Below are 18,107 nucleotides of genomic sequence, written 5' to 3'. Positions count from 1 at the left end.
ACTCGATCACACGTCAGAAGGGTTGGAAACTTCTTGCGCAACGGACGGCAACCACAGAAGTAATGTTGGTATTATGACTATCACCACCCATAAGATGCGGGTCCTTTCCGGGCCTGAACGGCGGCGACGCTGGAGCACGGCAGAGAAGCTTGCCATTATCCAGGAAACCTACGAGCCGGACGCGACGGTGAGCATCGTCGCGCGTCGGCATGGCATCCAGCCGAACCAGTTGTTCGCCTGGCGCAAGCTGGCGTCCCAAGGCGCACTGACGGCGACGGCCGCCGAAGAAGAGGTTGTCCCGGCCTCCGAATACCGGGCGCTTCAGAACCAGGTGAAGGAGTTGCAACGCCTGTTGGGCAAGAAGACGATGGAAGGCGAAATCCTCAAGGAAGCCCTCGAAATCGCCACCGGCTCAAAAAAACAGATGTTGCGCTCGCTCTCTCGTCCGAGGGGGATTTTGGGATGAAGACCGTCTGCGAGACTTTGGGTGTCGCCCGGTCGAATATCGCTACGCGTGCTGCGTGCTCCCCTTCCAGAGCCAGAGGACGCCCACCACTCCCGGATCGGGAACTGGTGGAGGAAATCAAGGCCGTCATCGCCGACATGCCCACCTACGGCTATCGGCGTGTCCATGCCATTCTTCGCCGCAACGCCCGGAAAGACGGGCGTTCGTGGCCCAATGCCAAGCGCGTCTACCGGGTCATGAAGGTGCATGATCTGCTGTTGGTGCGCCACACCGGAGTGGTCGACGACCGCCGCCATGACGGCCAGGTCGCCGTCGAACGCTCGAACATCAGATGGTGCTCCGATGGCTTTGAGATCGGCTGCGACAACAAGGAGAAGGTCCGCGTCGCCTTCGCCCTCGACTGCTGCGACCGCGAGGCCATCGCCCATGTCGCCACCACCGAGGGTATCAAGAGCCAGGACGTGCAGGACCTCGTGATCACCGCCGTCGAGAACCGGTTCGGCCGCATCAACATGCTGTCCGAGCCCATCGAATGGCTCACCGACAACGGCTCCTGCTTCATCGCCAGGGACACCGCATCCTTGCTCCGCGAGATCGGCATGGAGCCATGCACGACGCCGGTGCGCAGCCCGCAATCGAACGGGATGGCCGAGGCCTTCGTCAAAACCTTCAAGCGCGATTACGTCTCGGTGAACCCCACCCCGGACGCCGAAACCGTCATGGCGCAACTGCCGTTCTGGTTCGACCACTACAATAATCTTCACCCGCACAAGGCGTTAGGATATCAATCCCCGCGCGAGTTCATCAGCTCGCAATCTCAAACCTGAGCATGTCCGGTCTTTTGGGGGCAACTCCACTTCGCAATTCCGATCAACTGCGCATCAGTGGAGCTCACATCCAACCCAAAGAAAGGAAAGAGCGCGATGAGGGGATGACTCTCCTCACCTCCAAAAACATGTACGAGTACCATCTTAAACATATTGCGTCCTCGCCGGACTTGCCGCGTTCCTGAACCTAAGTCCGCCCCGGTTAGCGACGACCCCACCTTCTATCTTGTTTTCGAAGATGGCGGTCGCCGCCCCCCCCAAAAAAGACGAGTGCCGCTGACACCGGAGGACCACAGGGAAAGCGTTAGGCGTCGTAGTGTCGGCGCAGATATCTGAGTTCGATCACCTCTGTAGCGTCGTCAATGCGATATCCGCAGACGATAGATCGAAGAGGATACATGACGAGCGTTTGCTCGCAGATTGTGAAGGCGGATGTTGTGTCGATACCCAAGAGTTCAACGGGAAAGAGCCGGGTGTTTCCCATCTTATCAATGGTCTCGATCACCACGCGCGCCGTCCTAAGGTAGGAACGGGCGTCATGCGCGACTACTGAAATCAATCGACTTGGAGCCGACTTGCAGCCGGACAGCAAAATTGGGAAACCATCGGGCAGCACAGATGAATGCTCTATACGCATTGGCTTCACGCTCAGTTGGGGCGGAAGCCTTTCGACCCTCAGCGACAGCGCCCGTTTCACAAGCCGTCGATAAGAACCTATACTCTTTTTACCCACACACGTCGAATCTTGAATTTGCTTCGCTATATTTTAGTAATCGGGTGGGGTTCTATAAAATCATCGCCCAGTTTTCAGCATTGAGCTTTGGCAGGCATCACAACAGATAGAGAATACACTCGCTCCGTCTTTCGGAGGCAGGAGGGTGGTAGTGGTGTTTACTTGCGAGGACATTGGTCGCGAACGCTGGCTGCTCTTGGATTTACGTCATTTTGGCAACTGATCGTATGACGTTGGCACACCGTCCCGGCTGAAGCGAACTACGATACTGGCTCCTACGGCTGGCCGTATGCTGCACCCGTTTTGGGTGCAGGAGGAGTTCTTTCTCCACTGCGATCGACCACTCCGGCCATAAAACGCCTCAGCACCGAACGAGACTGTTCTGCCAACGGGCCTGAGAGCGGCGTCAGTCTCGCGGTTACATACCCTGCTTTGTGTAACATCTGTTTGAGAACGCGGTTGCTGGCCGGATTGAAATCAACGTTTCGTATGGCGGAAGACATCTTGTCCTCCTTTCTTTGGGGGTTAAGGCTCGACCCGACCGATAGTCGGCCGCCCATCAGCTTCTCGCTGCCGTTTCGCATCCAAGGTAAGGACGCGGAAGATTTCTTCGTATGAAACCTGGAGACGCTGGCGCGTTCCCGTAGGGACTGAAATCGGTGGTATCTCTAGATGAGTAGCCACCCTCTTATAGGCAGGAAAGCTTAGTCCTTCGATAAGCTCTTCGCCAATCACAAGTCGATAAGTCCCAGCTTCTTGCGGCTCTACGAGCGCATCAAGGTGGAACGGATGGGTAAATGTGATTTCAGTTTCCGTCGATCTCATGCAAAGCCCACCTTGAACACCTGTAGCGTTCGCCTGCTCTTCGTGGGCGACGCTATACATGCGAATCTTGCGGGCTGCGGGGAGAAAGGGGTAGGGACCCCTCTCCCTCCTGAGTCGCGCGAGTGACTTGATATTTTGCAACTTCAGCATCACCACAGCCACCCCTCTGTCAGGAGGTAGACAATCATGAGCAAGCTAGCGGCAACGGCACATTGCGACGCGACCGCGGTAACGTGATATCGGTTTTGCCGGCGTGTAAACAGGGAAGACATTTCGTCCTCCTCTCAGATGGGGCCAGGGTAGTCAGCCCTCACACAGCAGCGCCCGTTTCGATGGCTACTGAAGGTTTAACCCTGCGCCTTCATCGCCGCGTTAGCAAGCAATCAAATAAGGCCATTTGTAGCTTGGAGTAGTCGGCTACTATGGGATGGCAGCGGTGAACAGGTTGTCCAGCTCTCGTTTAGCGGCAGACGCAAGCGTTTCGATTTCCGCGCCGCGCCAGTGAGGCACGCTTAGCCGACCGCTGGCAAACGCCCTGATCTGATCCTGTTCCTTCTGCGGGAGGCGAGCCAGCAGTTGCCTTACAACAAGAGTTATTGCGGCTATCTCGCCAGCCTGCTGAATTGACATCTCATTCATCTCGGCTCCTCCATTTGGAATGGCCGCGATGCGAAGCTAGCGCTGCGAGCAGGCCACACGCAACCAAGTCTGCATGGTGCAGAAAGTTCCGCATCATCCAACGGAAAACCCTACTTCGTCGGCCTCACTGACCTGCGAAACCACTCTAGGCTTCGACGGAGCGTCCAGCCACTCAATCCATTTTCCTCGCTCTTCGATTGTGTCAAAGAACCGCAAGAGTTTGTAACCCCCATCGGTTGTTTCCAACATCTCGCCAAGAGACGCAAGTTCCAAGGGCAACGTCACCTCATTGCCGTCGAAGCGTACAAAGTAAATGCTCTCGGCCGAGAGCTGCACGACTGGCCCGGTTCGATGCGTCGGACGAATACCTTGCACCCCCCCTGGCACGGATTGACCCCTGCTTCGGCAAATAACGGCGAAATCCAAAGGCTCCTCGAAAAAAAAATAACCCGCGCTACCGCTTTGAAAATGAGGGAGTTTAGCAAAAATAAAATGCTGCCTCAGGGTATTGGCAAAAATAAAAACTTGCTTGTGCTGCGGAAAAACCTATCTTTAGCCCATCGAACTTTGCTTGTGACCTTTTGTCTATCGCCCCAGTGGCTCGGTCAGATCTCCTCTCATCGTCGATCTACATGGTTCGTCAATCCGACGACATCAACAACGATTGAAAGGAAATCGTTATGAACACAGGCACTGTAAAGTGGTTCAACAGCACCAAGGGCTTTGGCTTTATCGCACCCGACAACGGTGCAACAGACGTTTTCGTGCACATTTCCGCCATCGAACGCGCGGGCCTCAACTCTCTCGTTGAGGGCCAAAAGGTAAGCTACGATGTCGTGCAGGACCGAAAGTCTGGCAAGAGCTCGGCTGACAATCTGCGCGCAGCATAAGGAATTGTCGTCTCTCTGACGCTGACCACGGATGTACTGGCAGCGCCGATGACGAACGACAGGAAGAGGTCGGGGTGATGCCCGGCCTTTTTGTTTTCAACCACACGCTACGCGAGGACCTGGTCATGAGCCAGACAGTTTATGCCGTTGGCGACATGGTGAAGCTCAAGCCTGATCTATTCCGCCGCGCGGAAGGCAACCGACCCTGCCGAATTGTAGGTGTCCGGCCGTCAGACCGCGGGGAGATCCAGTACCGAGTCCGCCTTGGCGACGAGAAGTTTGAACGCCGCATCCTTGCGAGCGATATCGAGGAACAGGAAAGCGCAACAGCGCGGCCGGCGCCTGCTCCGCGAGGTTCTGAAAGCAACAAAGAGCCTTGGTTCAAAGCTTCGAGCATCCGGATCAGGAAGTAATCAGATCATAACAGCGGCATCGACCGCTATCGGAAGGAAATATCTTGCAGGTTCTCGTACGGGACAACAATGTCGATCAGGCCCTTCGCGTTCTGAAAAAGAAGATGCAGCGGGAAGGCCTCTTCCGCGAAATGAAGGCACGGAGCGCCTTCGAAAAGCCTTCGGAAAAGCGAGTGCGCGAGAAGGCGGAAGCCGTGCGGCGTGCCCGCAAGCTGGCACGCAAGAAAGCGCAACGTGAAGGATTGATTCCCGCGCCAAAGAAGAAGCCGGCCATTGGCCGGCGCTAACGGAAGCTCGGAATTACCCCGAAGGAGGTGACGAATGATGGCTACAAAACAGCAGTTCTTCAAACCCACGAAGGCAAGCGCGGAGCAGAAGTCGGAAGCGACCACTTTCGTTGCGAGAGGAATTATCGAGCAGGAAGCACAGGCACGCGAAATCAAAACCGAAAAGCTCCGTGCGCTTCGTTTAGCGCAAGAGGCTGTTGCCACGCCTGCACTGACGCCACAACGTAAGCGACAGGAAAAGCAAATCCGGCGGAGAGCGGTTGGTAGATAACCGATCATCCGAAGACGAGCTCGGCACCTCTCCCGCTACGAACATCATGGAACGAAAAGTGGGCGCCACTCACTCCTCGAGAGCAACCGGCACCAGGCGCCTAGATTGATAGGGGCCCTTTCAAACCACGGCTCCAAGCCGCTCTCAGGTATCCACTTGAAGAAGTCTTTCATGCACCGCCGCGCCTAGCCACTCAGCATGTCGTCCCCTTAAGGCTACCATCACTGAATGATGCATGCCCCGGCCAATCGCAGCCTTGCGCTCAGCGCTCCACTCGCGCCGACGGCCGCTGCCCGTGAAAACCTCGAACCGGCGCGCCGGCTCTTCGGATCGCCGCGCTTCAGGGTCACTGCGCCCTGGCTGAGAAGGTCGGCAAGCGCCTGAGTGGCGGTTTAGCCCCTGACACGTTCGGTCCCACATTTGGACCGACTGTCTTCGACTGGTGGGCAACGCCTTGCTGCTCTTTTTACGCAATTTGAGGCGTTAAAAACTCGCGCTATGCGTGAATTATTCTTGTTCCGATGCAGAAACTTAGTACCGTTGAGGGAGATTCGGCAACCGATTAGCCGGCGCGCTTCTTAATCAAATCCACCGAAAACGGGAGTTAACCTCGTGAAATGGCCAACTGTTCAGCCAGCGGGAAGCTTGCAGAGGGGGACATTCAATACCCCCGATCATATCCAGGATATGTCCCGGCGGATGCATCAAGAGATTTCTCGGGGAACATTCAATCTGTTTCCAACACAGAATGCTCCCTCGGGAAACAGAGGCCAACGAACGAACCCACTCGGAGCATTCCAGTCGGGCGATAAAAAGCTGGGGCGGCAAAACTATGATGTTCGCTTCAACGTCCACATCTGCAAATACATAATACTTAGCTGGGGCAGAAACGCCTACACTAGCGATACGAAGAAGGGGGGCGCCCCGATAGCCGTATCATATCAGGGGCAGCTTCTGTCGGTCTCGTGCCACATCGACATTACGACGCCCCGGGACAACATGCTTTGGCATGGGATCGAAGGCCCACACGTTGTCATAGAGGGCTACAAGTTGCCAAACGGCACCCACCCTCACAGATATTTCAAGCCCAGAAATTCAACTTTTGAGATTACGCCTAATGATTTGTTCAAGCTATACATTTGGGAGCGAGACAACAATGCGGGCAGAGCGATGAACGATCCCGCGAGAACGTGGCCTGACTGGTTGCTAGAGCGCCTAGGAAGAGGGTGTATCACCGGCTGAACGCTCTCAACGTGGCAGCTCAAATTATGGACTGAGGAGCGAGAGGGCGTGCGCTGCCTGCTCGACGCGAATTCCCTCGGGATTGCAGCTCGCTTCATCCTATCTGCCTCAAGTTCGTATCAGTGAACATGATGAGGTCGAATGCTTCCTGGTCTGCGATACCAGACTCTGCCGGGTCGGCTTCCAGATCATATTCAGGCCGGCCGTTGATGATTGAGGGCCGTACCGACAAAGATGGTTCTTCATCGGCGCCGTCTTCAAGGTCGCAATCACCGTCCATCATGTCGAGAAGCGAAATCATCTTCTCGATGCATCGCTCCAGTTCGGAGCGGCGGAAACGTTCGATTGCCGCGCTCTTCATTATTCGCGCTCCTCGGCAAGAGTTTCCACCAGCGCCCTTAGTTTCGGCTCGACCTGGCTGGCCCAGCGATCCGTGCCAACCAGTAGTATGATAGCCAACTCCCTTGCTGTTGCTGGCTGGCTGCCCTCTATCTGGTCCTGTAGAGCTTGGCACTCGGCAAGGAGAGGCTCGGCGTCCTCGTCTGCGATGGGCAAGGATGCAAGGCGCTCGGCCTCGCACCAACGCCGGAACAGCTCTTCAATGGTTGTGGGCATAGCTGCGCCGGCTACCGGAACGGTTTCGTTCGGCATGATCGTATCTCCAGCATGAATTTGAGGATGTCGGAACGGCTTCTGGCGGCACCGCGTCAATGGTTATCGCATGGCCCGTGATGCCGCTGCGCCTCTCTATCAGGCCGGGCGTGAACGCCTTGCAGCTCGCCAGCTTGCCGACAGCGCGACCGACCTTTCCGCCTTCCGCCGCTCCCTTGAAGATCCGGCCGCCGACCTGGTTTCCGGTTCACAGCCCACCACCTTCCAGGCAACAGGCGACATGGGGGTTGGTGGTCTTGAGCGCGGTATCCAGACGAAACGGCCCGAGGCATTCCAGCAGCGCCGCGTTGATCAGAATTCGGCAAGGCTTGCCGCCCTTGAAGGTGTCCAGCGCGACGGCTCTCCTGAAAAGGTGGCTAATGCCGCTCGCCAGATTGTGCAGGCCGTCAGCGAACGTGCGCAGGCCGCCTATGACGACGTGGTGGCACGATCGACGGCCAACGTGGATGAAGCCGTTTCCGACCCACCCCTCAATCCACCCTTCGTCGTGAGATTGAGTGATAGGCGATAAAAATCCATGATCTGGAACGCATCATGAACGGCGCGGAAGGTCAATAGCTCTGATAGGCAGTGATCGGAGATAAATTACTCTGACATTCCAATTGGATGCCCTTCTGCGGACTGGGAAAGACGAGGCTTGCAGCCAGGCCGCCGCCAACCGCGTCTCCCAAGCCAACCGATCCGCCATGGGTCGACATGACCTGGCTGACAATGGCAAGTCCCATACCGGTTCCCTCGCAGCGGACGACGAAGCCGGCCATCAGCGTCTGCTCGCCACGCCGCCATCGTCCTGTCCCTTCCCCTCCCTGGCCAAAACCGCGCAACCGGGGAGCGATGAAGGAGCGTCGTCGCCGGACGGGCGAAGGCGATGCATCGGAGGTCGGACAATCCTGGGCCTACGGGCCGCGGTGCGAATCGCCGCCTTCGATGGCGCCGACGTGCCGCAGCGAAACAGCGGCAAGAACCGCAAGAATGGCGACGCCTGCGGCACTAAACATCGCCGCATTGCTGAACCCTGCCGTGAATGCGGCCTGTACCGTCTCCATGAGGCCAGGCGGCAGTTCCGAAGCGACCGACATCGCCGCCCACAGGCTGTCACCAACGGCCCTGTGGGCCTCCGCGCCGAGCCCCTCCGGTATTCGACCGGTCATGGCCTGACGATAGATAGCGGTTGCAAGGCTGCCAAGCACCGCAATACCGAGCGATATGCCGAGATCCTGCACCGTCTCGGACATCGCTGAAGCCGAGCCGGCTTTTTCCACGGGAGCCGAGCCGACCACCAGATCCGTGCCAAGCGCCGCAATCGTGCCGAGCCCGAGATAGGCAAGCGAAAATCCGGCGACGACGATAATGACACCGCAAGTGCTGGTATCGATCCGGGTCAGCAACAGGTACCCCACCACCGACAGTCCCAGGGCACCCGCCACGACGAAACCGGGGCGAACGCGCCGCGCGATCAGGGGCGCTGCGACGCCTGCAGCGACCATGGCAAGGGCTGGTGGCCCCATCCAGAGACCGGCGACGAGCGGAGAAAAACCGGCAACGAGCTGCAGGTACTGGGTAACCAGCAGCATCGTGCCGCCAACCGCGACAAGGCCGAACAGCAGCACGACCAGCGCCACGCTGAAAGCCCGACTTGAAAACAGGCTGATGTCGAGCAGCGGATCGGCAAGCCGACGCTGCCGGCGCACGAACAGCACGGCAAAGGCGAGCCCCACCGCAATCGCCCCGATCGGCTGCACCCCAAGATCATCCTTGGCAAACTGCTTGATGCCGTAGATCACCGGCAGCATGGCGGCGAGCGAAAGGCCGACGCTTGCAAGGTCCAGCCTGCCGGCCCGTGGTGCCCGATATTCCGGCAGAAGGGCGGGCGCCAGCACGAGCAAAAGGCCGACAATCGGGACGGCCAGGAGAAACGCGGCGCCCCACCAGAAATACGCCAGGAGCACGCCACCCACCACCGGCCCGAGCGCCATGCCGAGCGCAAACATGGTCGCCCATATGCCAAAGCCGAGCGCACGCTGCCTCGGGTCGGCAAACATGTTCGTGATGAGGGCCAGCGTCGAGGGCATCAATGTTGCACCGGCCATTCCCAGCAGGCCCCGTGCGACAATCAGCATGGTGGCGCTCGTGGAGAAGGCCGCGAGTATCGAGGCAAGCGCGAAGGCGGCTGCGCCGATCATCAGGAGTTTGCGACGCCCGATGCGGTCACCGAGCGTTCCCATGGTGATCAGAAAACCCGCTATCAGGAAGCCGTAGGCATCCATGATCCAGAGAGCCTGCGTGCTGGTCGGCTGCAGATCAGCGGCGAGCGCCGGAAGTGCCAGATGAAGAAGGGTAAGATCGAGGCCGAGCAGGATGGTGGGCAGAGCAAGCAGCGCAAGCCCCAGCCAATCGCGGATACTGGCTGTTGCGGGCGGCGGAGGCAGCCCGGCAGTCAGGGTTCCAGAGGGCGGAAGATCAAGTTCGTCGTGAGAAGTCATGCTGCCTCCTTGTTGCAGGCAGACTTTCCAGGCATGATCATCCTGTTACAATATTGGAAATTATCCTGTTACTGAAGGCAACAGTCTTGTCGACCCGCTCATTTGCACGCACGCGAACCGACCTTTCCGACTTCCTGATGCGTCACCGGACAAAGCTGACGCCAGCCGATGCCGGCCTGCCCGCGACGGGCCAGCGCCGGACGCCCGGCCTCCGGCGCGAGGAAGTGGCTGCGCTCGCGGGGGTGGGGCTCACCTGGTACACCTGGTTCGAGCAGGGGCGCGATATCCAGGTCTCCGAGAGTTTCCTGCTCAAGGTGTCGAAAGCGCTGAAACTCGACGACGCCGAGTGCAGCCATCTCTTCCTGCTCGCACACCGGCGCCCACCGCCACCGGAAGCCTATCAATGGCCGTCCGTCGGCTCGCTCGTTCAGACATTGCTGGACGATCTTGTCATGCGGCCCGCCTATGTGGTCAACCTTCGCTGGGATGTTGTTGCCTGGAACCGCGCGGCCGACGATTTGTTCAGCTTCACATCCCGCGAGCGGCCCGCCCGCAATGTCATGCGCCTCCTCTTTGCCGACCCGCAATTCCGCCACCGCCTCCCCGAATGGCGCGCCGAGGCGCCGAGACTTCTCACGCAGTTTCGCTATGACCTTGCGGGAGCGCCCGACGATCCCGCGATGCTGGGCCTTGTCGATGAACTGAAGCGCCTCTCACCGGATTTCCGCCGTTGGTTCGAGCAGCCGAGCTTGGAAAACTACGCCCGCGGTATCGGCACCCTGTTGGATCGAGACGGAGCCACTCTCCGCTTCCTGCATGAGATGCTTACCGTGGACGAGTACCGACACCTGAGGATGGTCGTCTATTTTCTGCAGTAGCGCCGACCGCCCCTGCCCGCCGATCGCGTTGGAGCGGCCGTGGGATCCGGCCGATCATGCGGCAGGGGCGGACGGAAAGGCGTCAGGTTCGGGGCTTTGGCTTCCCGCGGGCAATGGCGAGGATCACGGCCGCAGCTATGGTGGCGGCTGCAAGATTGTATGTCATTCCGCTCACGAAGGCGGAAGCGTAGAGCTGCGCCGAGCCGCCAGCTCCAAGGGCCGCGCCGAAAAGCATACCGACAACCGCCACTCCAAGGGCAGCACCAACCTGCTGGAGCGTCGCAACGACACCCGAGGCCATGCCGGCCTGGCGTTCCTCGACAAAACCGAGCACGAGATTGAGAAGCGGCGTCATGATGAGCCCCTGGGCCGCGCCAACCAGGATCAGCATCGGGATCAGATGCGCGACGACGAGGTCGATCGCTGCGACCCAGACCTGGGCGATCAGGATGCCAAGCGACAGGGCGTAGAGCAGCGCGCCCGCTGCGATCGCCGATGGGCCGAAGCGGGCGACAAGGCGCGGCGCGACCAGCGATGCCACGACGAAGCCGACGCTGCACGGCACGAAGGCACTGCCCGCCTCGAGGGGGCTCAAGCCAAATCCGGTCTGGGCCAGAAGGGCAAAACACAGGAAGAAAGACGAGGAGGTCGAATAGATCAGGACCACCAGCAGCCCGCCCCGGGCAAAGCGCGGCTGGCGCATGAGCGTCATATCGACCAGCGCTTCGAAACCCGCCTGGCGCCGGCGTTCCTGCTGCAGGTAGAATGCGGCGGCCAGCACGACAGCACAGGCCATCGACGCAAAGGCCCAGAGCGGCCACCCGTGAGCCGGCCCTTCGATCAGCGGCACGAGCAGAAGCGTGAGTCCCAGGCTCACGAGGACGACACCCTGCCAATCGACCGCCGGACGCTCCTGTGCCCGGGTCTCGGGAATGAACCGCGCCATCGCGGTGGCAAAAAGACCTATGGGAATATTGATGAGGAAAATGGTGCGCCAGCCGAGGTCGAAGAGATTGGCTTCGACAAGAAACCCGCCCATGACCTGACCCGCGATGGCCGCAAGACCCAAGGTCATGCCGAGGAGCCCGAAGGCCCGGCGACTGTCATTCGCAGAAAAATTCACCCGGATCGATGCGTAGACCTGCGGAAACAGGAGGGCTGCGGTCAATCCCTGCGCTATCCGCGCGCCGATGAGGGTCTCCACATTGGGCGCCAGCCCGCAAAGTGCTGAGGCGAGCGTGAACCCTGCCATGCCGAGGACGAAAAGCCGCCGTCGTCCATTGATATCCCCCAGCCGCCCGCCCGTGATCAGGAGCACTCCGAAGGCGAGTTCGTAGCCGGCGATGATGAATCCGATCTGCGGCAGGCTTGCACCGAGACTGGCCTGCATGCTCGGGATCGCAACATTGACCACAAAGAGATCGAAGATCGTTACGAAACCGGCAAGCAGGAGAATGGACAGGCCCAGCCATGGTGGACCGGCGGCAATGCCGTCTCCCCGGCTTTGAAAGGGTCGGGGGGTATGGGTATCGGAACTCATCTTGCGTCCTCATGTTACTGACGCAACAGCCATGCCCGAGCATTGACACCCGTACAATTTAACTCATTATGCTATTACTTTTAGTGGCGGCAGAGATGCGTACGTTCGAACGAACCCGGCCTGAACTGGCAGATTTCCTGCGCGCGCAGCGCGAACGCCTGACACCGGCTGATGTCGGCCTGCCCGCCGGCAGACGACGGCGTACGCCCGGCCTGCGACGCGAGGAGGTGGCCGCCCTCGCCGGCGTCGGACTTAGCTGGTACACATGGCTTGAACAGGGGCGAGATATCGGCGTCTCCTCCGGCTTTCTCGACAATCTCGCGCGCGTTCTCAAACTCGATGCGGCCGAGCGGCGACACCTCTTTTTGCTTGCCCAGGAACGTCCGCCGGCGGAACCCGGCAAGACATGGTGCACCGTGCCTTCCCTGGTAGGCCGCCTGATGGACGACCTTTCGCCGCACGCCGCCTATGTGCTCAATCTTCGCTGGGACGTCCTTGCCTATAACCGAGCCGCCGACGACCTGTTCGGCTTCACTCACCAGGCCTCTCCCCGTCGCAACCTTCTATGGATGCTGTTCTGCGACCAGAATCTCCGTGATGTTCTGGTGGATTGGCAAAGCCAGGCGCAAACCATGCTTTCGAGCTTTCGACGGGATTTCGCAGGCGCACGCGACGATACGGATATGCGCGCGCTGGTCGCGGAGCTGGAAACCATCTCACCGGAATTCAAGGCGTTGTGGCAGAACCCCGATGTTCACATGCCCTGCACTGGCACGCGCGCGATCCGCGTCGAGGGCCACCCCGTGACCTTCGAGCACACCTCCCTCACCATCGATGGCGGGCGGCACCTGCGGCTCGTGGTGCATGCTGTCCTTACCGGCCCGGCCGCCGATGAAGGACCTGAGGGTTCCGTACCGTAGCCACAACAAGGATCGGCCTCGCGTCGGCCGCGTCCAATGCGCTAGCGATGGGTGGAGCACTCCAGCTGCATTGCTGCGAGCCCGTTGTCAGCACCGGCTTCAGAACTCAAAGGGCGCCCGCACGCACGCGACCAAATTGTCGAGGGCAGCATTGTTACCAATCTCGACGCCCCCCAACATTCCTTCGCCAAAAAAGGAAACCACCTGCACGGTTACCTTGACCCGTGTCGTATCGGCACTGGCCTCAAGTTCCGTCGTGATCAAGCTCGTCATCAGTGTCCGCCCGCCGGTTTCAACAGTTTCACTACTGACCACGAGCCTGTCCGGCACAATCGAGATATAGGTCGTGCGCCCAGTATATTGCGGATTTTCCTTTGAACCACAGCGGAACTGGTCCTCGCCGCCCTCGCGAAAGTCGGCTTCATCATAGACGAATGCGGCATCGTTGGACGGCGCACTCCATGTCGCACGGTCAGCAGGGTCCGCAAATGCCGCAAACACGCGCTCCACCGGAGCCTCGCACCGCCGTTCGAAAACGAACGTCTTGTGCAAGATCTCATTCCCCTGTCGCTGCTCCATTGGTCACTCCGAAATCTCAGCGCATCAAACTGATTGCAAAACGCAATTGGTCTCATCTACCAAAACTGATTGTGGTTTGCAATCAGTGCAACAGCACTTGCGACGTCCGGAATGGGCTGCAAACCCGGCCGGAGCCCTTTGGCGCGCCTGTCGGGGGGACAGCAATCCTCATTTCCGGGGGAAGGGGCACATTCACCCCCACAGGATCGCTCATGAATGCCTCAGCCTGTTGCCCATGGCCGGCTTGAGAAGCACCGGTTCACCGTCAAAGCTAGCGACCACTCCTGCCGACCATTGCCATGATGGTCTCATAGAGTTCGTCCTGTGCCTGCTGCACCGTGATCTCCCCGCACGCAGCGGCATGGGATAGGCCGTCGGCGGCGCCAAGCATCCCCCAGAAGCCAGCAGGATCGACACCCGCCGTCCCCAAGAACGGGGCCAACACCTTTCGGCATTTCTCGATGAACACGAGTTGATACTCGCGCTTGACGGCCTCCAGTTCGGGGGAGCCGGCAAGGCCGGCCAGAATGCCGGGAATCTCGCGACCTTGCGCCAGCACACATTCGACATAGGACGAGGCGATGACCCTTGCGCGCCCCTCCAATGTCGGCACGCTGGCGGCAATGGCGGCATCGATCAGCACCGTCTGGCGTTCGTCGAAATCCTGGTAAAGCGCCGTCAACAGGCCGTTCCGGGTGCCGAAATGGTCGTAGATCACCGGCTTCGTCACACCGGATTCATTGGCCATACGTGGCAGGGTCAGCGCGTCGGTCCCCTCCTCCCGGGCCAGTCGCCACGCGACGCCCAGAAGCTGGCGGTGCCGCTCGTCACGGCTGAGGCGGACCCGTTTCGCAGTGGAGCTGGCATTCGCAGGAGTGCTTGACATCACTATATACCTTAAGTAACTTACTAAAAGTATATAACAGAAACCCCTTCATATGCAACCACCAAGCCGGCCGGGAGCCGGCGGCGGAAGCGGCGCGCGCCTGTGCGCCGTTTGTAGAGGATCCATGCCCAATGAGTGATATGACATTACCGGATTCCACCAATCGAAACGCATGGCTTGGCCTCCTTGCTGTGCTACCGCTTGTGCTGCTCGTCGCCATGGACGGCTCGATACTTTATCTGGCGATGCCGCATTTGACGTCCGCCCTTACGCCATCGGCCGACCAGGCACTCTGGATTCTCGACATCTACGGATTTGTCGTCGGGTCCCTGCTGATCGCCTTCGGGAATATCGGCGACCGTTACGGCCGGCTCAGGCTCATCATGACCGGCGCGATCGTCTTCGGCACAGGATCGCTCGGGGCGAGCTATGCGCAATCGCCACTTGGCCTGATCATCGCCAGGGCGCTGATGGGACTGGGGGGTGCTACACTGCTGCCTTCGGGCCTGGCAATCGTCAGCGCCCTGTTTCCGGATGCACGCCAGCGCGCGCAGGCCATCGGAATCTTCGCCGCGACATTCGCCGCAGGTTTCGCCATCGGCCCCCTCATCGGCGGCATGTTGCTCAGGCACTTCGAATGGAACATCGTATTCCTGATCAATATCCCGGTTGTCCTCGCCTTCCTGATTGCCGCACCGATACTGCTGCGCGAAGTCCGTTCGACGACCGGCGGGCGCATTGACCTGCCGAGCCTTCTGCTGTCGTTTGCAGGTATCCTGCTGTTCACCTGGTCGCTCAAGACGGCCGCCGCCGACGGCTTCACGCTGAAACAATCCATCGTCGGGATCATCGGCATCCTTTCCGTCGCACTGTTCCTCCGCCGCCAGACGAAAATCGGCGATCCACTGGTCGACCTCGACCTGTTTCGCGACCGCATATTCTCGATCGCCATCCTGACCGGCCTCCTGTCCCTCGTCGTATGGTCCGCCGCCAGCTACCTGTCAGGCATCTATCTGCAGGCGGTGCTCGGTTTCGACGTCTTCACAACCGCGCTGCTGACGCTGCCTGGAGCCGTCGTGCTCACCGCAACCTGCGTCGGCACTGCCCGTGTGGTGGAGTGGGTCGGTCGCAGGACCGCCCTTGTGGCAACCCTGTTGCTCATCAGCGCCGGCGTCTTCCTCTTGCTGCTCACGAGCACGCAGACCGGCGTCACCGCCTTCATCGCCTCAACCATGATCGCGGGCATCGGATTCGGCCTGTCGTTCAGCCTCGTGGCCGAAGTCGCGGTCTCTGCCGTACCGGCCGAGCGCGCTGGCGCTGCCGGATCCCTTGCCGAGACCAGCAATGAACTGGGCAATGCGTTGGGCATCTCGCTTCTGGGGTCACTGGCGACTTTGAGCTTCCGCCTTCTCGGCCCGGGCGTTGCCGGCACGTTGAATGAAACCCTCGATCATGCCGGCGTCACCCCCGAGGCCACCGCACAAGCCAAGGAGGCTTTCCTGACCGGCTTGCACATGGCGGTCGGCGCCGGGGGGCTGATGACACTCACGCTCGGCATCGTCACATGGCTCTGGCTGCCGAGAAAACTGCCGGAATGAGAGAACGACGGCAACCCTCGGCAGGCGATGTTCCGGCACCCGGGCCGTCGGCTTTCGCAGAACATTTGCGGCAGTAGTCCGGCAGGCGCGGGGTGGCCGTTTGGAGATCGATATGCGCTTGCAGCATCGGCAAACTGCACAACCCTGCACCGCCGCTTTCCAATGCGGGAGACAGAATGGGCGGCCGCACAAGGCTACGGCCGCCCACAATCCAACATCAACGGTGGCGCTGCCAGGTCGGCGGCCGCGCCATATCCATCAGCTCGCCGCCCCCCTGACGCTGCGCGGCATGAGGCTCACGAGACCGAGCAGCGCCAGAACGACGCCGATCCACAGCGGGGACCGCAATCCGTAACCGGCGAGAATGCCGATGCCGCCGAACCAGGCACCTGCAGCAAGGCCGATATTGATGACCGACGTATGAACTGTGTTGACCAATGGCCCGGGGTGGGCCGTTTTCATGACCCGCGAGATCATTGCCGGGTTCATCGGCACACCCACGAAACCGATCACGATGAATGCGACAACACTTATGATCCAGTTGTCGGCAAAGACTGCGAAAAGCGCAAGGGTTCGCGCCGCTGCGGCGGGCCTGCTGCTGATTGCCCCGACCTTTGCGCAGGCAGACAGCCCGCCGCTGACACCGGAAAAGATGCGCGAGGACCTGACCTATCTGAAGGAGACATGGGCGCCGCAAGACAGAAGCTTCAACGACAGCCAGAGGAGCGATTTCAACCGACTTGTCGATGAAACCGCCGCGGCCGCTGAGCATCTGACTCCGGAAGAATTCGCGCTCCACGTCATGCGCGCCGTAGCGGTTGCACGCAACGGACACACGAATGCCAATGCCGCAAAGCTCCTCGGCCCGGACATCCCGGTCCGGGTGTGGCTGTTTGCCGACGGGCTCCGTGTCGTCAAGACCCATCCGGATTTCGCGCGGCTGCTCGGCGCACGCATCGATGGGATCGGTGCCCTCACCACACAGGAGGCGCTTGACGCACTTCGGGTCTATCTCCCCGGAACGGACCAGCGGATCCGCTTTCTCTCCCCGGGATATCTGGTCACGCCCAGCGTCCTCAAGCAAATTGGCGCGATCAAGGATACGGCCGCCGTGCCTTTGACCGTTCAGCTTGCCGACGGCCGTTCGGAAACAGTCACGCTTGCGCCCACAGGGGACGAAGACCCGGGCGACGAACGCAAGACGAACCTCAACAGGGGCTACGGCGTGCTCAAACCGGACGAGGCCAGTCTTTCGGGCCGATGGAACCATCTTCTCGATGGCCGCAGCGATCTCCCTGCCGTCTACAGCAAGCGCAGCGATCTGCAGACCCAGTTCCTGGATGAGGCCCGCAAAATCCTCTACATCCGCAGCGACGTGGTCAGAAGCATGGATGATACCGCCCTGTCGGACAAATTCGCCGGCCTCTTCCACGAGAAAATCCTTCCGGTCCAGCCAAAGCACATGGTCGTCGACCTGCGCTTCAACCCGGGTGGGGACCTCTTCAACACGATCCTGTTTTCCCAGGCCTTGCCACGACTTGTCCCGCGCGACGGGCGGGTCTTCGTGCTCGTGGGCAGGGCAACCTTCTCCGCGGCCATTTCCACGGCAGCAATGCTGAAGGGATCGGGCGGCGACAAGGTCACGCTGATCGGAGAGGAGATGGGAGATGCCAGCCGGTTCTGGGCAGAAGGCAAACATCTCGAGCTGCCGAACTCCGGCCTTGCGGTTCGTTACAGCCCGGAATTCCATGACTACGAGACAGGATGCTTCGAGCTCGGCGAGTGCTACTGGGCTACGGTCGCCTTTGGCCCCCGCGGCATTTCCATCGCACCGGAGATCACGGTCGATCTGACCTACGAAGCCTATGCCGAGGGGCGGGATCCAGCGCTGGAGAAGGTCCTGGATCTCATTCGCAACCCTTGATCCCCGTTGCCGGGACCTTGGCCCGGATGGCGGG

22 protein-coding genes are annotated in these 18,107 nt (G+C 60.1%); 10 read left to right on the top strand and 12 right to left on the bottom strand.

Going from position 1 to position 18,107, the window contains the following annotated elements:
- The first annotated feature begins 94 nt into the window (after positions 1-94).
- Positions 95-1,293, top strand: a protein-coding gene (locus tag EXZ48_RS24895) for an IS3 family transposase (RefSeq protein ID WP_371687678.1) whose coding sequence is annotated in 2 segments (ribosomal slippage) — positions 95-406 and positions 409-1,293 — 1,197 coding nt in all. Because the reading frame shifts where the segments join, the coding sequence is not laid out codon by codon here.
- A 304-nt stretch (positions 1,294-1,597) separates the two neighbouring features.
- Here the strand turns inward: EXZ48_RS24895 and EXZ48_RS24890 are convergent.
- The 4 genes from EXZ48_RS24890 to EXZ48_RS35515 form a co-directional block, all read right to left on the bottom strand.
- Positions 1,598-1,930, bottom strand: coding sequence for a hypothetical protein (locus EXZ48_RS24890; RefSeq protein WP_130519047.1), 333 nt, complete (start codon positions 1,928-1,930; stop codon positions 1,598-1,600).
- A 621-nt stretch (positions 1,931-2,551) separates the two neighbouring features.
- Complete coding sequence (locus tag EXZ48_RS35520) at positions 2,552-2,851, bottom strand: hypothetical protein (RefSeq protein ID WP_130519065.1); 300 nt, start codon at positions 2,849-2,851, stop codon at positions 2,552-2,554.
- A 420-nt stretch (positions 2,852-3,271) separates the two neighbouring features.
- The gene (locus EXZ48_RS24875) at positions 3,272-3,490 is read right to left on the bottom strand and encodes a hypothetical protein (protein ID WP_130519043.1); all 219 of its coding nucleotides are present in this window, start codon (positions 3,488-3,490) and stop codon (positions 3,272-3,274) included.
- 93 nt (positions 3,491-3,583) lie between these two features.
- Positions 3,584-3,901 carry a hypothetical protein gene (locus EXZ48_RS35515; protein WP_245462351.1) on the bottom strand — a complete coding sequence of 106 codons (318 nt, stop codon included), beginning with the start codon at positions 3,899-3,901 and terminating at the stop codon, positions 3,584-3,586.
- Positions 3,902-4,170: 269 nt separating this feature from the next.
- Here EXZ48_RS35515 and EXZ48_RS24865 point away from each other — a divergent pair, with 269 nt between their 5' ends.
- The 4 genes from EXZ48_RS24865 to EXZ48_RS24850 all read left to right on the top strand — a co-directional run bounded on the left by EXZ48_RS24865 (position 4,171) and on the right by EXZ48_RS24850 (position 5,351).
- Positions 4,171-4,380, top strand: coding sequence for a cold-shock protein (locus tag EXZ48_RS24865; RefSeq protein ID WP_023517599.1), 210 nt, complete (start codon positions 4,171-4,173; stop codon positions 4,378-4,380).
- Positions 4,381-4,505: 125 nt separating this feature from the next.
- On the top strand, positions 4,506-4,793 hold the full coding sequence (locus EXZ48_RS24860) for a hypothetical protein (protein ID WP_037406336.1): 288 nt from the start codon (positions 4,506-4,508) through the stop codon (positions 4,791-4,793).
- A 44-nt stretch (positions 4,794-4,837) separates the two neighbouring features.
- Positions 4,838-5,080, top strand: coding sequence for a 30S ribosomal protein S21 (rpsU, locus tag EXZ48_RS24855; RefSeq protein WP_130519041.1), 243 nt, complete (start codon positions 4,838-4,840; stop codon positions 5,078-5,080).
- 34 nt (positions 5,081-5,114) lie between these two features.
- Positions 5,115-5,351 (top strand): hypothetical protein, encoded by a 237-nt coding sequence (locus EXZ48_RS24850; RefSeq protein WP_130519039.1) that lies wholly within the window; start codon positions 5,115-5,117, stop codon positions 5,349-5,351.
- A gap of 1,336 nt (positions 5,352-6,687) precedes the next feature.
- Here the strand turns inward: EXZ48_RS24850 and EXZ48_RS24845 are convergent.
- Positions 6,688-6,954 (bottom strand): hypothetical protein, encoded by a 267-nt coding sequence (locus EXZ48_RS24845; protein WP_024270345.1) that lies wholly within the window; start codon positions 6,952-6,954, stop codon positions 6,688-6,690.
- Entirely contained in the window at positions 6,954-7,244 is a 291-nt protein-coding gene (locus EXZ48_RS24840) for a hypothetical protein (RefSeq protein WP_023515404.1), read from the bottom strand. The genes EXZ48_RS24845 and EXZ48_RS24840 overlap by 1 nt, the downstream gene beginning before the upstream one ends.
- A gap of 70 nt (positions 7,245-7,314) precedes the next feature.
- Here EXZ48_RS24840 and EXZ48_RS24835 point away from each other — a divergent pair, with 70 nt between their 5' ends.
- Positions 7,315-7,776: a hypothetical protein gene (locus EXZ48_RS24835; RefSeq protein ID WP_023515403.1), complete on the top strand. Its 462-nt coding sequence runs from the start codon at positions 7,315-7,317 to the stop codon at positions 7,774-7,776.
- Between the two features lie 40 nt (positions 7,777-7,816).
- Here EXZ48_RS24835 and EXZ48_RS24830 read toward each other — a convergent pair whose 3' ends face one another.
- Positions 7,817-8,026, bottom strand: coding sequence for a hypothetical protein (locus EXZ48_RS24830; RefSeq protein WP_130519037.1), 210 nt, complete (start codon positions 8,024-8,026; stop codon positions 7,817-7,819).
- A 135-nt stretch (positions 8,027-8,161) separates the two neighbouring features.
- On the bottom strand, positions 8,162-9,748 hold the full coding sequence (locus EXZ48_RS24825; RefSeq protein WP_130519035.1) for an MFS transporter: 1,587 nt from the start codon (positions 9,746-9,748) through the stop codon (positions 8,162-8,164).
- A 53-nt stretch (positions 9,749-9,801) separates the two neighbouring features.
- On the opposite strand from EXZ48_RS24825, the gene EXZ48_RS24820 reads away from it, so the two are divergent.
- Positions 9,802-10,626, top strand: a complete 825-nt coding sequence (locus EXZ48_RS24820; RefSeq protein WP_245462348.1) for a helix-turn-helix transcriptional regulator — start codon at positions 9,802-9,804, stop codon at positions 10,624-10,626.
- Positions 10,627-10,708: 82 nt separating this feature from the next.
- Here the strand turns inward: EXZ48_RS24820 and EXZ48_RS24815 are convergent, their stop codons facing one another.
- Positions 10,709-12,166 (bottom strand): MFS transporter, encoded by a 1,458-nt coding sequence (locus EXZ48_RS24815; protein WP_130519033.1) that lies wholly within the window; start codon positions 12,164-12,166, stop codon positions 10,709-10,711.
- An 83-nt stretch (positions 12,167-12,249) separates the two neighbouring features.
- Here EXZ48_RS24815 and EXZ48_RS24810 point away from each other — a divergent pair, with 83 nt between their 5' ends.
- Positions 12,250-13,086, top strand: coding sequence for a helix-turn-helix transcriptional regulator (locus EXZ48_RS24810; RefSeq protein ID WP_245462347.1), 837 nt, complete (start codon positions 12,250-12,252; stop codon positions 13,084-13,086).
- Between the two features lie 99 nt (positions 13,087-13,185).
- On the opposite strand, the gene EXZ48_RS24805 is transcribed toward EXZ48_RS24810, so the two are convergent.
- Positions 13,186-13,665, bottom strand: a complete 480-nt coding sequence (locus EXZ48_RS24805) for an SRPBCC domain-containing protein (RefSeq protein ID WP_130519031.1) — start codon at positions 13,663-13,665, stop codon at positions 13,186-13,188.
- A 271-nt stretch (positions 13,666-13,936) separates the two neighbouring features.
- On the bottom strand, positions 13,937-14,551 hold the full coding sequence (locus EXZ48_RS24800; protein ID WP_130519030.1) for a TetR/AcrR family transcriptional regulator: 615 nt from the start codon (positions 14,549-14,551) through the stop codon (positions 13,937-13,939).
- Positions 14,552-14,682: 131 nt separating this feature from the next.
- On the opposite strand from EXZ48_RS24800, the gene EXZ48_RS24795 reads away from it, so the two are divergent.
- The gene (locus tag EXZ48_RS24795) at positions 14,683-16,149 is read left to right on the top strand and encodes an MFS transporter (protein ID WP_130519057.1); all 1,467 of its coding nucleotides are present in this window, start codon (positions 14,683-14,685) and stop codon (positions 16,147-16,149) included.
- A gap of 258 nt (positions 16,150-16,407) precedes the next feature.
- Here EXZ48_RS24795 and EXZ48_RS24790 read toward each other — a convergent pair whose 3' ends face one another.
- On the bottom strand, positions 16,408-16,611 hold the full coding sequence (locus EXZ48_RS24790; RefSeq protein ID WP_207900483.1) for a hypothetical protein: 204 nt from the start codon (positions 16,609-16,611) through the stop codon (positions 16,408-16,410).
- On the opposite strand from EXZ48_RS24790, the gene EXZ48_RS24785 reads away from it, so the two are divergent.
- Positions 16,610-18,073 (top strand): peptidase S41, encoded by a 1,464-nt coding sequence (locus EXZ48_RS24785; RefSeq protein ID WP_245462346.1) that lies wholly within the window; start codon positions 16,610-16,612, stop codon positions 18,071-18,073. The genes EXZ48_RS24790 and EXZ48_RS24785 overlap by 2 nt on opposite strands.
- The last annotated feature ends 34 nt before the right edge of the window (positions 18,074-18,107 follow it).

It is taken from the genome of Shinella sp. JR1-6, from assembly GCF_004284735.1.
Taxonomy (GTDB): Bacteria; Pseudomonadota; Alphaproteobacteria; order Rhizobiales; family Rhizobiaceae; genus Shinella.
The sequence above is the reverse complement of the archived record's forward strand: the minus strand, read 5'-3'. Positions and strand labels throughout refer to the sequence as shown.

Coding starts and splice junctions, on each gene's coding strand:
- EXZ48_RS24890 (WP_130519047.1), bottom strand. CDS start 1,930: ATGCGTATAGAGCATTCATCTGTGCTGCCCGATGGTTTCCCAATTTTG.
- EXZ48_RS24805 (WP_130519031.1), bottom strand. CDS start 13,665: ATGGAGCAGCGACAGGGGAATGAGATCTTGCACAAGACGTTCGTTTTC.
- EXZ48_RS24825 (WP_130519035.1), bottom strand. CDS start 9,748: ATGACTTCTCACGACGAACTTGATCTTCCGCCCTCTGGAACCCTGACT.
- EXZ48_RS24830 (WP_130519037.1), bottom strand. CDS start 8,026: ATGGCCGGCTTCGTCGTCCGCTGCGAGGGAACCGGTATGGGACTTGCC.
- EXZ48_RS24840 (WP_023515404.1), bottom strand. CDS start 7,244: ATGCCGAACGAAACCGTTCCGGTAGCCGGCGCAGCTATGCCCACAACC.
- EXZ48_RS24850 (WP_130519039.1), top strand. CDS start 5,115: ATGATGGCTACAAAACAGCAGTTCTTCAAACCCACGAAGGCAAGCGCG.
- EXZ48_RS24815 (WP_130519033.1), bottom strand. CDS start 12,166: ATGAGTTCCGATACCCATACCCCCCGACCCTTTCAAAGCCGGGGAGAC.
- EXZ48_RS24860 (WP_037406336.1), top strand. CDS start 4,506: ATGAGCCAGACAGTTTATGCCGTTGGCGACATGGTGAAGCTCAAGCCT.
- EXZ48_RS24875 (WP_130519043.1), bottom strand. CDS start 3,490: ATGAATGAGATGTCAATTCAGCAGGCTGGCGAGATAGCCGCAATAACT.
- EXZ48_RS24800 (WP_130519030.1), bottom strand. CDS start 14,551: ATGTCAAGCACTCCTGCGAATGCCAGCTCCACTGCGAAACGGGTCCGC.
- EXZ48_RS24785 (WP_245462346.1), top strand. CDS start 16,610: ATGACCCGCGAGATCATTGCCGGGTTCATCGGCACACCCACGAAACCG.
- EXZ48_RS24790 (WP_207900483.1), bottom strand. CDS start 16,611: ATGAAAACGGCCCACCCCGGGCCATTGGTCAACACAGTTCATACGTCG.
- EXZ48_RS24865 (WP_023517599.1), top strand. CDS start 4,171: ATGAACACAGGCACTGTAAAGTGGTTCAACAGCACCAAGGGCTTTGGC.
- EXZ48_RS24795 (WP_130519057.1), top strand. CDS start 14,683: ATGAGTGATATGACATTACCGGATTCCACCAATCGAAACGCATGGCTT.
- EXZ48_RS24845 (WP_024270345.1), bottom strand. CDS start 6,954: ATGAAGAGCGCGGCAATCGAACGTTTCCGCCGCTCCGAACTGGAGCGA.
- EXZ48_RS24835 (WP_023515403.1), top strand. CDS start 7,315: ATGGCCCGTGATGCCGCTGCGCCTCTCTATCAGGCCGGGCGTGAACGC.
- EXZ48_RS35520 (WP_130519065.1), bottom strand. CDS start 2,851: ATGAGATCGACGGAAACTGAAATCACATTTACCCATCCGTTCCACCTT.